The organism is Enterobacter sp. 61D5 (assembly GCF_034107965.1).
Classification (GTDB): Bacteria; Pseudomonadota; Gammaproteobacteria; order Enterobacterales; family Enterobacteriaceae; genus Enterobacter; species Enterobacter cloacae_M.
The window spans coordinates 126,925-141,203 of sequence record NZ_JAWNFK010000024.1 but is presented as its reverse complement, the minus strand read 5'-3'; the positions used below and the strand labels follow the sequence as shown (position 1 = coordinate 141,203).

The following is a 14,279-nucleotide window of genomic DNA, read 5'->3' as shown; positions in this document are numbered from 1 at the left end:
ACCTCAAAGTTGAGTGGCAAAGGATTTTGAGCGACAGCCTCAAATCCCTTCGCCGGCGTTATCCGGATCAGGTTCGACGGGTATTATCTCAGCGCACATCTGTGATGCAGCACCCCGTTGAGAACGGCGCTATTGTAATGATTTGGTGAATATTACGAAAGCGTTATGGCTCCGGCGGCGCAAACCAGGCGGATTTAAAATCAAACCAGCCCAGGGTGTTCATCCGCAGGCCGCGCATGCTGCGCTGGCCCTGGATCATCAGCCAGTGGTGGATCAACGGTACGATCGCCTGCTCGGCCAGCAGCTGCTGGCACCACGCTGCAAGATTCATTTCGCCCGCGCGCCACAGGGCGGCGTCCTGCTGCCAGTCACGGTCGATGCAGTGCTGGATCAGCGGGACTTCATACAGATGCGAGAAGAGCGAGAAATCGAGCGGCAGGGTAAAGTTGGCGCTGTTGAGCCAGATATCACTGGCGATCTCCCCCTGATGCCATTCGTCATAGTCCACTTCCCTGACGTCTAACGTGACCCCCTCTGCTGCCAGCAGTCGGGTCATGATTCTGGCGATAAAACGATGCTCCACGTGCTCGCGGTAGTAGGTCAGGGTGATGGACTCCAGCCCTGCGGGCTTGTCGCAGTGAACCGGGCGGGCGTGATGCCAGCGCGGAAGCAGGCCGTACGCCGGGAACCAGTATGTCTGGTACTGCTCTTCCGCATGGTAAATCAGATTGGAAGGGGATAAAACGTGGCTGATCCACTTGCGGACGGCCTGGTTTGCCCCACGGTGGGTGCGGCGGTCAAAGAGGAGATAGTAACATCCCTCTTCCAGGCGACTCTCCACGGCTTTTTCTCCCGTGGTGGGGCCTTCAAGCGTTAGCCCGCAGCTCAGGTCTTCATTGAGATCCGGTAATACCCAGACGTTCACTTCGTCGATGAGCGCCCGATAGCCAAAGTAGTCATCGAACGCGCGGATTTTCAGCTGGTTGCTGTTATTGCGGGAGACGGAGTAAGGCCCGGTGCCAATTGGCAGGCTGGCAAAATTGTTCATTGATTCCCACTCGCCGGGCAAAATCATCGACGGCACATAGCCCAGCAGCCAGGGAAGCCACTTGTCCTGCTGCGACAGCTCAATATCCAGCGTCCAGGCCGTGGGCGAGTGGACGCGGGAGATATGCGAGTAGAGCGGGAGCTTGCGGGCACGTTCCAGAGAGGCGATGACGTCGTGCATTTCCAGCTCGCGGCCGTGGTGAAAGTGGATGCCGGGGCGTAAAAAGAAGCGCCAGTGGCGCGGGGAAAGCTGCTGCCAGTGGTGCGCGATATCCGCTTCCAGTTCCCCGTTTTCCTCATTTATCCGCGTCAGGCCGCTGAAGATTTGCCGGGCCATGTGGGTTTCAGAGCGGCGTAAGGCCGTGCCGGGCAACAGATTTTTCATCGGGCGATAGTAGAGCACCCGCAGAATGTGTCGGCCCTGACGAAAGCTGCGCCCGAGATGGGAAACCAGCATCTGGCGCACGGCGGCTTTGTCGCCCACCAGCTGTACGAGCTGGTCGATGCGATCCTGCTCGAGCAGATCTTCCGCGCGCTGCTGCTGCAGCGCCAGCCCGGTATAGAGGAAAGTCAGCCGCGAGCGTTTGCCGCGTCCCGCCTCCGCCTCCCAGCTTAACCAACCCTGCTGCTGCATGGTGTTGAGCAGCGTGCGCATATGGCGGCGGGAGCAGCTAAGCAGGTCAGCCAGCTCGTTGAGCGTGGTCTCCTGCGATTGCCCCTCGCAGCACTGCCAGAGGCGGATAAACTGTTGTTGCAGACGACCGGAAGGCATAAAAGGGGAACTCCTGACAAAAAACCAGCAATTTATTTATCCCTATATTAGGCCAATAATTCTCCCCGATGAAGCGAGGAGGTAAATTATGAAGAGGTCTACCGCACGTCAGTTCTATCAGCAGTACTTTTCAGCGACAAAAGGAGCGTCCTGGCTGGCCCGCCGGTGTGCAGAGCAACGGCTGAAAACGTTAGAAGAATTGATGCAGTGGGACGTTACAGCACCGACCTCTTCCCGCTAACTCGCCTCGATCATGTGTGACTGAGTATTGGTGCTTATCACCCGCCAGCAAAATGTTTTTGCTGGCTTTTTTCGTTTACTATTCACCCAATTTCGATTCGCTTTCACAAGGACTTGCGCATGCTGTGGTTGATGACAATGGGGCGACGCCTGAACGGCGTGTATGCCGCTTTTATGCTGGTGGCCTTTATGATGGGCGTGGCGGGGGCGCTGCAGGCGCCGACGCTGAGCCTGTTTCTCAGCCGCGAGGTGGGGGCGCAGCCGTTTTGGGTCGGCCTGTTTTACACCGTTAACGCTATTGCCGGGATCCTGGTCAGCCTCGCGCTGGCGAAACGCTCGGACAGCCAGGGCGATCGCCGCAGGCTGATCCTCTTTTGCTGCGCCATGGCCGTGGGTAACGCGCTGCTCTTTGCCTTCAACCGTCATTATCTGACGCTCATTACCTGCGGCGTGCTGCTGGCGTCGCTGGCGAACACCGCCATGCCGCAGCTGTTCGCGCTGGCCCGTGAATATGCGGATAACTCGGCGCGTGAAGTGGTGATGTTCAGCTCGGTGATGCGCGCCCAGCTTTCGCTGGCGTGGGTCATTGGTCCGCCGCTGGCCTTCATGCTGGCGTTGAACTACGGCTTTACCACTATGTTTTCCATCGCCGCCGGGATTTTTGTCATCAGCCTGGCACTGATTGCCTTCGCGCTGCCGTCCGTGGCGCGCGTCGAACAGACGACGGATAAACCTGTCACCGAAGTGAGCGGCTGGCAGGACAAAAACGTTCGCATGCTGTTTATTGCCTCCACGCTGATGTGGACCTGCAACACCATGTACATCATCGATATGCCGCTGTGGATCAGCAGCGATCTGGGCCTTCCGGACAAGCTTGCGGGGATCTTAATGGGCACTGCCGCCGGGCTGGAAATCCCGGCAATGATTCTGGCGGGTTACTACGTTAAGCGCTTTGGAAAGCGCAGGATGATGATCGTCGCCGTGGCGGCCGGAGTGCTGTTCTACGCGGGGCTGATCCTTTTCCATTCGCGGGAAGCGTTGCTGGCGCTGCAGCTGTTTAACGCCGTGTTTATTGGGATTGTTGCCGGGATCGGCATGCTCTGGTTTCAGGATCTCATGCCCGGCCGTGCCGGCTCGGCGACCACGCTTTTTACCAACAGCATTTCAACCGGGGTGATTCTGGCGGGCGTGATTCAGGGGGCGCTGGCGCAAAGCTATGGGCATGCGTCTGTCTACTGGATGATTGCGGCGCTATCCGTCGTGACGCTCCTGCTGACCTGCCGTATAAAAGACGTGTGAGCGGATGAACGAAACGGAGCCCGGGAACGCCGGGCTCTGTGAACTGTTTTATTCTGAATACTGATATTTACGCTGCGCGCGTAGCGTCAGGTACATATGAACGAGGCCCATGAAGCCGTGTGCCCAGAAATATGTCTCAATAAAGACCGTCATGAATTTATGCAAATCTAAGGCGGATTCCGTGACGGACGAAACCGGCCCGAGCGTGGCGTTCAGCACGAACCAGGCCGCGCCGCAGAGTGCAACGCCCAGCAGCGCCAGCACGCCCAGACCTTGCACCGTTGCCGCCATACCGCCGGCATGCGCGTCAGGAAGTTGACGCTGCGCGAGGGTGCGAATATCGTCAACAATTCCGCGAAAATCCAGCGCCAGCCAGGCGAAGTAATACTTAAATCCGCGCTGGGTTAACATCCATGCCATCATGGCAATGCCACAAAAAATTAAACCAAATCCAGAGATAACATGGATCCAGGTGACGATTCCGTTCAGCCCGGATTCGTGGAGGTCCTCACTTTCGGTGAAATTAGAATTGATAATCTGAGCAAGGACCAGTACGGCCACGAGAATGTGTAGTATGCGAAGAAAAGGCGTTTCTTTATGGGGAAGCGTATCGCGCAATGTTGGTTTCATCGCTTTTTACCTCAATAATGAGAGAGCTGATGCGATGCAGTGTGACGCAGATTAATTAACGAAACCTTAACGGTCGGTTGCGTCACACTGTATTTATGCGTTCCGGTTAGCGGGTAGGATCAATATGCGTCATCACGTTCAGCACATTGAATTTTTGCATCACATTATTTCTGGCATTCACAGCAATCTGATGTCCTTCTTTTACGCTTAATTCGCCGTTTACTTCCAGATGAACATCGACAAGGGCTAAATCACCCATCTTGCGGGTTTTTAAATCATGGAGTCCGGTGACGCCCTCGGTTGCGAGAAGACACGTTTTGATGTCGTGCTCCAGCTCGGGCTCCAGCGAACGGTCCATCAGATCGTGCAGGGCATCGGCAGCAAATTTGTAACCCATGTGGGCGATGAATACTCCGACAATCAGGGCCGCAATGAGGTCCATCGCGTGAAAACCCACTAAATTCCCGGCAATGCCGATGGCGACAACCACTGACGACGCTGCGTCAGAACGGGCATGCCAGGCATTGGCTATCAGCAGCGAAGACTGAATACGTTTTCCCGTGGCAAACATGTATCTGAACAAGCTTTCCTTTACCAGCAGCGCCAGAATCGCCACCCACAACGCGGCCCCTTTCACCAGTTGATGCGTCTCGGGGTGAAGCAGTTTATTCCCTGCGGACCAGAGCATCCCGACCCCCACAAGCAGCAGAATAGCGCCAATAATGAGCTTTGCACCGTTTTCGAAACGCAGATGACCGTAATGATGATCGATATCAGAAGCTTTCTGACTCTTTTTATTCGCAACCAGAACGACAAAGTCGGAGGATAAATCGGAAAGAGAATGAATCCCATCAGCAATTAAACCCTGTGAGCCTGAAAATATACCTGCAACTATCTGAAAGGCGGTGAGTAAACTATTTATTATCACGCTTACTAATGTGCATTTATGAATTTCCCGAGAACGGATATGAGACTCATTGCCTTTTTTCTTTTCCATGATTATTTCCGCTGCCAGCTGATTGAGCGTTTATTCTGCGCAGGAAACATTAAATTGACATTAAATATAACGTCATTAGTGGCTGGGTTTGGGAAGTATTTACAGAAGGAGGCGGATATCGGGATAAAACGCGGCCTGCAGAATGGACTGCAGGCCGGAGGATTATTTCATAAATGCAGGTTGTTTGTTTTCGTAAGCGCCAATCGCCGCGTCGTGCTGGAGAGTTAAACCAATGCTGTCCAGACCGTTCAGCATGCAGTGACGGCGGAAGGCATCAATGCTGAAGCTGTAGGTCTTATCCCCGGCTTTCACCACTTCGGCTTCCAGATCCACTTCAAACGAAATGCCCGGATTCGCCTTAACCAGCGCGAACAACTCATCGACCTGTTCATCGCTCAGCGTGACGGGCAGCAGCTGGTTGTTGAAGCTATTGCCGTAGAAGATATCCGCGAAGCTAGGGGCAATGACCACTTTAAAACCGTAGTCGGTGAGCGCCCACGGCGCGTGTTCACGGGATGAGCCGCAGCCAAAGTTTTCGCGTGCCAGCAAAATGGAGGCGCCTTTATATTCCGGGAAGTTCAGAACGAATTCCGGATTAGGCACTTCTCCCTTATCGTCCAGGAAACGCCAGTCGTTAAACAGATGTGCGCCGAAACCGGTACGCGTTACTTTCTGCAGAAACTGTTTTGGAATAATAGCGTCAGTATCGACGTTAGCGGCGTCCAGCGGGACAACACGGCCCGTATGTTGGGTAAATTTCTCTGCCATGATTGTCTCCTTATTTCAGGCTGCGAATATCGGCGAAATGGCCGGTGACTGCCGCAGCGGCGGCCATTGCCGGGCTGACCAGATGGGTGCGCCCACCGCGGCCCTGACGGCCTTCAAAGTTACGGTTGCTGGTAGAGGCGCAGCGCTCACCCGGATTCAGGCGATCGTTGTTCATGGCCAGACACATGGAGCAGCCGGGCAGGCGCCACTCGAAGCCCGCTTCGATAAAGATCTTATCCAGACCTTCGGCTTCCGCCTGGGCTTTCACCGGACCGGAGCCAGGTACCACCAGCGCCTGCACGCCTGGTGCCACTTTGCGGCCTTTGGCAATCTCGGCGGCGGCACGCAAATCCTCAATACGGGAGTTGGTGCAGGAACCGATAAAGACTTTATCAATGGTGACATCGGTCAACGGCACGCCGGGCTTCAGTCCCATATAGGCCAGCGCTTTTTCGGCACTGGCGCGCTCGACCGGATCGGTAAAGGATGCCGGGTCCGGGATATTGTCGTTAACGGAAATTACCTGGCCCGGGTTGGTGCCCCAGGTCACCTGAGGCGCAATCTCTTCTGCCTGCAGCGTGACGACGGTGTCAAATGTTGCCCCATCGTCGGTTTTCAGGGTTTTCCAGTACGCTACCGCGTCGTCAAAATCCTGATCTTTCGGCGCGTGCAGACGACCCTTCACGTAGTTGAAGGTGGTTTCGTCCGGCGCGACCAGACCGGCTTTTGCGCCCATCTCAATGGCCATATTGCACAGGGTCATGCGCCCCTCCATGCTCAGCGCCTGGATGGCTTCCCCGCAGAACTCAACAACATGACCGGTGCCGCCCGCGCTGCCGGTTTTACCGATGATGGCCAGCACGATGTCTTTTGCGGTAATACCCGGTGCGGCTTTACCTTTCACTTCAATCTTCATGGTTTTGGCGCGGCCCTGTTTCAGGGTCTGCGTTGCCAGCACATGTTCCACCTCGGAAGTGCCAATCCCGAACGCCAGAGCGCCAAACGCGCCGTGGGTCGCGGTATGGGAGTCACCGCAGACGATGGTCATGCCCGGCAGGGTGATCCCTTGCTCAGGCCCCATCACGTGGACGATGCCCTGATAAGGATGGTTCAGGTCGTAAAGCTCAACGCCAAACTCGTTGCAGTTCTTAATCAGCTCCTGCATCTGGATACGCGCCATCTCACCCGAGGCATTAATGTCTTTGGTCTGGGTGGAAACGTTGTGATCCATCGTCGCGAAGGTTTTACCCGGCTGACGTACCGGGCGCTTGTGCGCGCGAAGGCCGTCAAATGCCTGAGGTGAGGTCACTTCATGTACCAGATGACGATCAATGTACAGCAGCGGGGTTTCGTTTGGCGCCTCGTAAACAACGTGCGCATCAAACAACTTTTCATATAACGTCTTAGCCATGATTACACCCCTTCAGCGACATAGCGGGCAATGATGTCGCCCATTTCATCGGTACTGACTGCCGCCGTGCCGCGTGCTAAATCGCCGGTACGGACGCCTTCTTCTAACGCCCGGTTAATGGCGTTCTCAATTGCGGTTGCCGCATCGCCTGCATCCAGGCTGTAGCGCAGCAGCAGGGCCAGGGAGAGGATCTGCGCAATAGGGTTGGCAATGTTTTTGCCTGCGATATCCGGCGCGGAGCCGCCCGCAGGCTCGTACAGGCCAAAGCCTTCTTCATTCAGGCTTGCGGAGGGCAGCATGCCCATCGAGCCGGTGATCATCGCGCACTCGTCAGAGAGAATATCGCCGAACAGGTTGGAGCACAGCAGCACGTCAAACTGGGACGGATCTTTAATCAGCTGCATGGTCGCATTGTCGATGTACATGTGCGAAAGCGCGACGTCCGGGTACTGCTTAGCGACTTCACTGACGATCTCGCGCCACAAAATGGAGGACTGCAGCACGTTCGCTTTATCAATGGAGGTCACTTTATGGCGGCGTTTGCGCGCCGACTCGAACGCGATGTGGGCGATACGTTCGATTTCGAAACGGTGATACACCTCGGTGTCGAACGCTTTCTCGTGTTGTCCGCTGCCTTCGCGGCCTTTTGGCTGACCGAAGTAGATCCCGCCGGTCAGTTCACGCACGCACAGAATGTCGAAACCGTTGGCGGCGATATCCGCGCGCAGCGGGCAGAACTCTTCCAGACCCTGATACAGCTTCGCCGGACGCAGGTTACTGAACAGCTTGAAATGTTTACGCAGCGGCAGCAGCGCGCCGCGCTCTGGCTGCTCTGCCGGCGGCAGGTGTTCCCATTTCGGGCCACCGACGGAACCAAACAGCACGGCATCGGCATTTTCGCAGCCTTCCACGGTCGCTTTTGGCAGCGGCGTACCGTGGTTATCAATTGCAATACCGCCCACGTCGTAGTGGCTGGTGGTGATTTTCATCGCAAAACGCGCGCGAACGGCTTCCAGTACTTTCAGCGCCTGTGCCATCACTTCCGGACCAATACCATCTCCCGGCAACACAGCAATATGGTAATTCTTCGACATTACACGGTTTCCTTGTTGTTCTCTTTATTCTGAGCTTTGCGTTGCAACTCTTTTTCGACTTCGGCGGCGCGCCAGATGTTGTTCAGAACATGCACCATCGCTTTCGCTGAGGATTCAACGATATCGGTCGCCAGGCCCACGCCATGGAAGCGGCGGCCATTGTGGGTAACAACAATGTCGACCTGACCCAGTGCATCTTTGCCGTGGCCCTTGGCCGTCAGGTCATACTTCACCAGCTCAACGTCGTACTCGGTGACGCGATTAATCGCCTGGTAGATGGCATCGACAGGGCCGTTACCGTTAGCGGCCTCTGCTTTAATTTCATCCCCGCAGGCCAGTTTGACCGAGGCGGTTGCGATGTCGCTGGAGCCGGACTGCACGTTGAAGTAATCCAGACGGAAGTGCTCCGGCTCTTCCTGCTGCTTGTTAATAAAGGCCAGCGCTTCCAGGTCATAGTCGAACACCTGACCTTTTTTGTCGGCCAGCTTCAGGAACGCGTCGTACAGCTGATCCATGTTGTAATCGCTGTCCTTATAACCCATTTCTTCCATACGGTGCTTAACCGCGGCGCGACCGGAACGGGAGGTCAGGTTCAACTGTACCTGATTCAGGCCGATGGATTCCGGGGTCATGATTTCGTAGTTTTCACGATTCTTCAGCACGCCATCCTGGTGAATACCGGAGGAGTGCGCAAAGGCACCGGTGCCGACAATCGCTTTGTTGGCCGGAATCGGCATGTTGCAAATCTGGCTGACGGTCTGGCTGGTGCGCCAGATTTCGTTGTGATTGATGCGGGTGTGCACGTCCATAATATCTTTGCGCACTTTGATCGCCATGATCACTTCTTCCAGCGAACAGTTGCCAGCGCGTTCGCCTATACCGTTCATCGCGCCTTCTACCTGACGTGCGCCAGCGTGGACGGCGGCGATCGCATTACCCACGGCCAGACCCAAATCATCATGGGTGTGGACGGAGATAATTGCTTTATCAATATTCGGCACGCGGTCATACAGGCCGGTGATGATGTTGGAGAACTCAAACGGCATGGTGTAGCCGACTGTGTCCGGGATGTTGATGGTTTTCGCGCCCGCGTTGATGGCGGCTTCCACAACGCGCGCCAGGTCTTCGATTGGCGTACGGCCCGCATCTTCACAGGAGAATTCAACGTCATCGGTATAGTTGCGTGCGCGCTTAACCATGTAAACCGCGCGCTCAATCACCTCATCCAGCGTGCTGCGCAATTTGGTTGCGATGTGCATGGGCGAGGTGGCAATAAAGGTGTGGATACGGAACGCTTCGGCGACCTTCAGCGACTCGGCGGCGACATCGATGTCTTTCTCTACGCAGCGCGCCAGGGCACAGACGCGGCTGTTTTTAATGGTGCGCGCAATGGTCTGTACGGATTCGAAATCACCCGGGGAAGAGACAGGGAAACCGACCTCCATCACGTCGACACCCATACGTTCGAGAGCCAGCGCGATCTGCAGTTTCTCTTTTACACTCAGGCTTGCCTGTAATGCCTGTTCACCGTCACGTAAAGTAGTATCGAAAATAATGACTTGCTGGCTCATGGGTTAGGTCCTTGTCAGTCTTAGGGCGCCTTGCTACGAGCATAAAAAAACCCGCGCAATGGCGCGGGTTTTTAGTCTTACTGGTGACGATTCAACGCTGAATTTCGCCCGCCAGTCTACCGCGCACAGTGGATGCGTTTAGTAGTAGTAGACCGATGAAACGAATGGTGCGTGTCATGAATCGTGCTCCGTTAAATTCAATATGCTTTTAGTGGTACTGGATACAGCTCTTCATGTCAACCCCTGAGGATGAAAACGGGCCCAACAGACGGAATCAACAGAATATTCACTTTAGCTAATTGTGCTGGTTTTAGCTTTACCTACCCGACTAATTGTCTAATTTTGGACTTAAGAAAAGAGTTGCAGAAACAAATAAATATAATTGTTTAAAAATGAGTGAAATGTCTTGAAGAAGATGCTTTGTGCTTAAAGAGTTTGGATATCATTAAGTTATAAATGCAGTGAATCTATTTCTGAGTGCTAAAAAACGAACAGAGATAACAGGTTGTTAACTAACTGTAGGGAGATGGAAATAACAGTTTAATAATGCTTAAGTCATCATTAACCTGATGGCAATTGTATATTTGTTTGGTTTATGGTTTCATTCAGATCCTAAAGTCAAACATATCTTTTTTGCTCATTAATTTTCGTTAATATAGAGTCTTTATATATTCCGAATTTTAAATAATTCTCTTTCGCTGATCGTATTTGCATGATAAATCATATTTTTCGAGATTATTACAGTGCGTTGGCAAAGGAGTGTAGCGTGACAGTGGAGTCAGAAGTGCCAGAAAATAATATTAAACAGTCTCAAGCTACTGATGGGATTAAACCGCAGTTACGCACGGTGGATCTGAATCTTCTGACGGTGTTTGATGCGGTCATGCAGGAACAGAATATCACCCGCGCGGCTCAAGCGTTGGGGATGTCACAACCTGCGGTGAGTAATGCCGTTGCCAGACTTAAACTCATGTTTAACGACGAATTATTTGTTCGCTACGGGAGGGGGATCCAGCCTACGGCACGCGCATTCCAGCTGTTCGGCTCCATCCGCCAGGCGTTGCAACTGGTCCAAAATGAGCTGCCGGGATCGGGCTTTGAACCTTTAAGCAGCGAGCGCGTATTTCATCTTTGTGTCTGCAGCCCATTAGATAATTATTTAACGTCAATTATCTATAATAAAGTTGAAGAGATCGCACCAAATATCCATCTTGTTTTTAAATCATCTCTGAATCAAAACACGGAGCATCAGTTACGCTATCAGGAGATCGAATTCGTTCTGGGATATGAAGAGTTCCGTCGTCCGGAATTTTCCTGCGTGCCGCTGTTTAAAGATGAAATGGTTCTGGTCGCCAGTAAAAAACACCCGCGCCTGAATTCCCCGCTGCGAGAAAACGATGTTTATAACGAGCAGCACGCCGTTGTTGCGCTTGACAGATATGCTTCCTTTAGCCTGCCGTGGTATGACACTGCGGATAAACAGGCGAGCGTGGCTTATCAGGGCATGGCCATGGTCAGCGTATTAAACGTGGTTTCCCAGACACAGCTGGTGGCAATTGCGCCGCGCTGGCTGGCAGAAGAGTTTTCTGACCCTTTAAATCTGCAAATTTTGCCTCTGCCGCTCAAGCTAAATAGCCGTACATGTTATCTTTCCTGGCATGAAGCGGCGGGCCGGGATAAAGGGCATCAGTGGATGGAAGAGTTGCTGGTTGGCATCTGCCGCCGGTAAACGCATCAGGATAAATCGCATCGGTTTATGTGATTTATCCTGAGTTTTTATAGATACTTGCTATTTTGTTCTGTGAATCTTTTTTTCGGGCTGCTCTCCGGCGCGCAAAAATAGATGATTTCCTGCATTGTCGCGGTTTTCAGCGATGATTTATCACCCCATCCTCTATTCCCAGAGGAATTAACCATATCTTCTGATAACGGCTGCTTTTTCTGCTTTACGCACCGTTTATCTCACCGGGTTTGCTAATTGCCTGCCTCATAACGAGCGGTTAAGGTAAAGAACACTCTGCAAAATATAAGATTGGTTTATCCCAATCGTAAGACGGTGCGGAAATGAATTCGGCAGTCCGTCTATAACAAAATGCCTGGAGGCAAAGCATGGAGATGTTGTCTGGCGCGGAAATGGTCGTTCGGTCGCTGATCGATCAGGGCGTAAAGCAAGTATTCGGCTACCCTGGCGGTGCGGTCCTCGATATTTATGATGCGCTGCATACGGTTGGGGGCATTGACCATGTTCTGGTACGTCACGAGCAGGCGGCGGTACACATGGCTGACGGCCTGGCACGTGCGACGGGTGAAGTGGGCGTGGTATTAGTTACGTCCGGCCCCGGCGCGACAAACGCCATTACCGGCATTGCGACGGCCTATATGGACTCCATTCCGCTGGTGATCCTCTCCGGGCAGGTGGCAACCTCACTGATTGGCTACGATGCGTTTCAGGAGTGCGACATGGTCGGGATTTCGCGTCCCGTTGTGAAGCACAGCTTTCTGGTCAAGCAAACAGAAGACATTCCCGGCATACTGAAAAAAGCCTTCTGGCTGGCGGCGAGCGGACGCCCGGGACCGGTGGTGGTCGATCTGCCTAAAGATATTCTCAACCCGGCAAACAAGCTGCCTTATGTCTGGCCGGAATCGGTCAGCATGCGCTCTTATAACCCCACAACGCAGGGGCATAAAGGTCAGATCAAGCGAGCGTTGCAAACGCTTCTGGCCGCCAAAAAACCGGTGGTCTATGTCGGTGGCGGGGCGATCAACTCTGCCTGTGAAGCTCAGCTTCGTGAACTGATTGAAAAGCTTAACCTTCCCGTTGCGTCGTCGCTGATGGGGCTGGGGGCGTTCCCTGCCACCCATCGTCAGGCGCTGGGGATGCTGGGTATGCACGGTACCTATGAAGCCAATATGACAATGCATCATTCCGATGTGATCTTTGCCGTCGGCGTGCGCTTTGACGATCGCACCACCAACAACCTGGCGAAGTATTGTCCGAACGCCACCGTGCTGCACATTGATATCGATCCAACGTCAATTTCAAAAACGGTGTCGGCTGATGTGCCGATCGTCGGCGATGCCCGTCAGGTTCTGGAGCAAATGCTGGACCTGCTGACCCAGGAGAGTGCAACCCAGCCGCTGGATGAGATCCGCGACTGGTGGCAGCAGATTGAACAATGGCGCGCGCGTCAGTGCCTGAAATATGACACGCAAAGTGAAAACATTAAGCCGCAGGCGGTCATTGAAGCGGTGTGGCGACTGACGAAAGGTGAGGCGTACGTGACCTCAGACGTGGGGCAGCATCAGATGTTTGCCGCCCTGTATTACCCGTTTGATAAACCGCGACACTGGATCAACTCCGGTGGTTTAGGAACCATGGGCTTCGGTCTGCCTGCCGCGCTGGGCGTGAAGCTGGCGCTGCCGAATGAAACCGTCGTCTGCGTGACGGGGGACGGCAGTATTCAGATGAACATTCAGGAGCTGTCTACCGCGCTGCAGTATGAACTGCCGGTACTGGTGCTGAACCTGAATAACGGGTATCTCGGTATGGTCAAGCAGTGGCAGGATATGATCTACTCTGGCCGCCACTCCCAGTCCTACATGAAATCGCTGCCAGATTTTGTTCGTCTTGCTGAAGCATATGGCCACGTAGGCATGCGGGTGACCGATCCGGCCGAGCTGGAAACGAAGCTCGCACAGGCGCTTGAGCACGTTAAAAACAACCGCCTCGTCTTTATGGATGTAATTGTTGATGGAACCGAGCACGTTTATCCGATGCATATTCGTGGTGGTGGTATGGATGAAATGTGGTTAAGCAAAACGGAGAGAACCTGATATGCGCCGGATATTATCTGTTTTACTGGAAAACGAGTCTGGCGCACTGTCGCGCGTCATTGGCCTTTTTGCGCAGCGCGGCTATAACATTGAAAGCCTGACCGTTGCCCCGACGGAAGACCCGACGCTGTCGCGCATGACGATCCAAACCGTCGGCGATGCCAAAGTACTTGAGCAAATTGAAAAACAGCTGCATAAGCTGGTCGACGTACTGCGCGTGAGCGAGCTGGGGCAGGGTGCCTACGTTGAACGTGAGGTCATGCTGGTGAAAATCCAGGCCAGCGGCTACGGGCGTGATGAAGTCAAACGCAATGCGGATATTTTCCGCGGCCAGATTATCGACGTCACGCCTTCTCTTTATACGGTTCAGCTGGTCGGGACAAGCGACAAGCTGGATGCTTTCCTGGCGTCCGTGCGGGATGTCGCAAAAATTGTCGAGGTCGCGAGATCGGGGGTTGTGGGTCTGTCACGCGGCGAGAAAATCATGCGTTAGTTGTCAAAAAGGTTCGCCTCTTTCTGCCCGGTCACCAAAGCCGGGCTTTTTTTTGCGTAATCAGCCGACAACGCAGATAAAAGCGGTTGCCGGGAAGGCTTTTCTGCGTTTAGATGTTAAAAG

The 14,279-nt window shown here is 53.9% G+C and carries 13 protein-coding genes and 1 riboswitch; of the genes, 5 read left to right on the top strand and 8 right to left on the bottom strand.

Annotation, left to right across the window (positions count from 1 at the left end):
* Positions 1-26: 26 nt before the first annotated feature.
* Positions 27-127: riboswitch (TPP riboswitch) on the bottom strand.
* A gap of 36 nt (positions 128-163) precedes the next feature.
* The gene (gene sgrR, locus UTM25_RS20210) at positions 164-1,819 is read right to left on the bottom strand and encodes an HTH-type transcriptional regulator SgrR (protein WP_194400768.1); all 1,656 of its coding nucleotides are present in this window, start codon (positions 1,817-1,819) and stop codon (positions 164-166) included.
* An 88-nt stretch (positions 1,820-1,907) separates the two neighbouring features.
* Here sgrR and sgrT point away from each other — a divergent pair, with 88 nt between their 5' ends.
* Both sgrT and UTM25_RS20200 read left to right on the top strand, forming a co-directional pair.
* Positions 1,908-2,060 carry a glucose uptake inhibitor SgrT gene (gene sgrT, locus UTM25_RS20205; RefSeq protein WP_023310379.1) on the top strand — a complete coding sequence of 51 codons (153 nt, stop codon included), beginning with the start codon at positions 1,908-1,910 and terminating at the stop codon, positions 2,058-2,060.
* A 119-nt stretch (positions 2,061-2,179) separates the two neighbouring features.
* Positions 2,180-3,358 (top strand): sugar efflux transporter, encoded by a 1,179-nt coding sequence (locus UTM25_RS20200; RefSeq protein ID WP_194400766.1) that lies wholly within the window; start codon positions 2,180-2,182, stop codon positions 3,356-3,358.
* 48 nt (positions 3,359-3,406) lie between these two features.
* Here UTM25_RS20200 and UTM25_RS20195 read toward each other — a convergent pair whose 3' ends face one another.
* The 7 genes from UTM25_RS20195 to leuL form a co-directional block, all read right to left on the bottom strand.
* Positions 3,407-3,988 (bottom strand): cytochrome b/b6 domain-containing protein, encoded by a 582-nt coding sequence (locus tag UTM25_RS20195; RefSeq protein ID WP_194400764.1) that lies wholly within the window; start codon positions 3,986-3,988, stop codon positions 3,407-3,409.
* Between the two features lie 106 nt (positions 3,989-4,094).
* The gene (locus UTM25_RS20190) at positions 4,095-4,985 is read right to left on the bottom strand and encodes a cation diffusion facilitator family transporter (RefSeq protein WP_194400763.1); all 891 of its coding nucleotides are present in this window, start codon (positions 4,983-4,985) and stop codon (positions 4,095-4,097) included.
* Between the two features lie 162 nt (positions 4,986-5,147).
* Positions 5,148-5,753, bottom strand: a complete 606-nt coding sequence (gene leuD / locus UTM25_RS20185; RefSeq protein WP_194400760.1) for a 3-isopropylmalate dehydratase small subunit — start codon at positions 5,751-5,753, stop codon at positions 5,148-5,150.
* Positions 5,754-5,763: 10 nt separating this feature from the next.
* Positions 5,764-7,164 carry a 3-isopropylmalate dehydratase large subunit gene (gene leuC / locus UTM25_RS20180; RefSeq protein WP_194400758.1) on the bottom strand — a complete coding sequence of 467 codons (1,401 nt, stop codon included), beginning with the start codon at positions 7,162-7,164 and terminating at the stop codon, positions 5,764-5,766.
* A gap of 2 nt (positions 7,165-7,166) precedes the next feature.
* The gene (gene leuB / locus UTM25_RS20175) at positions 7,167-8,258 is read right to left on the bottom strand and encodes a 3-isopropylmalate dehydrogenase (RefSeq protein WP_023310385.1); all 1,092 of its coding nucleotides are present in this window, start codon (positions 8,256-8,258) and stop codon (positions 7,167-7,169) included.
* Positions 8,258-9,829 carry a 2-isopropylmalate synthase gene (gene leuA / locus UTM25_RS20170; protein WP_029741222.1) on the bottom strand — a complete coding sequence of 524 codons (1,572 nt, stop codon included), beginning with the start codon at positions 9,827-9,829 and terminating at the stop codon, positions 8,258-8,260. Before leuA ends, leuB begins: the two co-directional genes overlap by 1 nt.
* Positions 9,830-9,920: 91 nt before the next feature.
* On the bottom strand, positions 9,921-10,007 hold the full coding sequence (gene leuL, locus UTM25_RS22660) for a leu operon leader peptide (protein WP_071993742.1): 87 nt from the start codon (positions 10,005-10,007) through the stop codon (positions 9,921-9,923).
* Positions 10,008-10,613: 606 nt separating this feature from the next.
* On the opposite strand from leuL, the gene leuO reads away from it, so the two are divergent.
* The 3 genes from leuO (at position 10,614) to ilvN (ending at position 14,156) form a co-directional block, all read left to right on the top strand.
* Positions 10,614-11,558, top strand: coding sequence for a transcriptional regulator LeuO (gene leuO, locus UTM25_RS20165; RefSeq protein WP_029741223.1), 945 nt, complete (start codon positions 10,614-10,616; stop codon positions 11,556-11,558).
* A 380-nt stretch (positions 11,559-11,938) separates the two neighbouring features.
* On the top strand, positions 11,939-13,663 hold the full coding sequence (gene ilvI, locus UTM25_RS20160; protein ID WP_029741224.1) for an acetolactate synthase 3 large subunit: 1,725 nt from the start codon (positions 11,939-11,941) through the stop codon (positions 13,661-13,663).
* Position 13,664: 1 nt separating this feature from the next.
* Positions 13,665-14,156, top strand: a complete 492-nt coding sequence (ilvN, locus tag UTM25_RS20155) for an acetolactate synthase small subunit (protein WP_023310389.1) — start codon at positions 13,665-13,667, stop codon at positions 14,154-14,156.
* Positions 14,157-14,279: the final 123 nt, after the last annotated feature.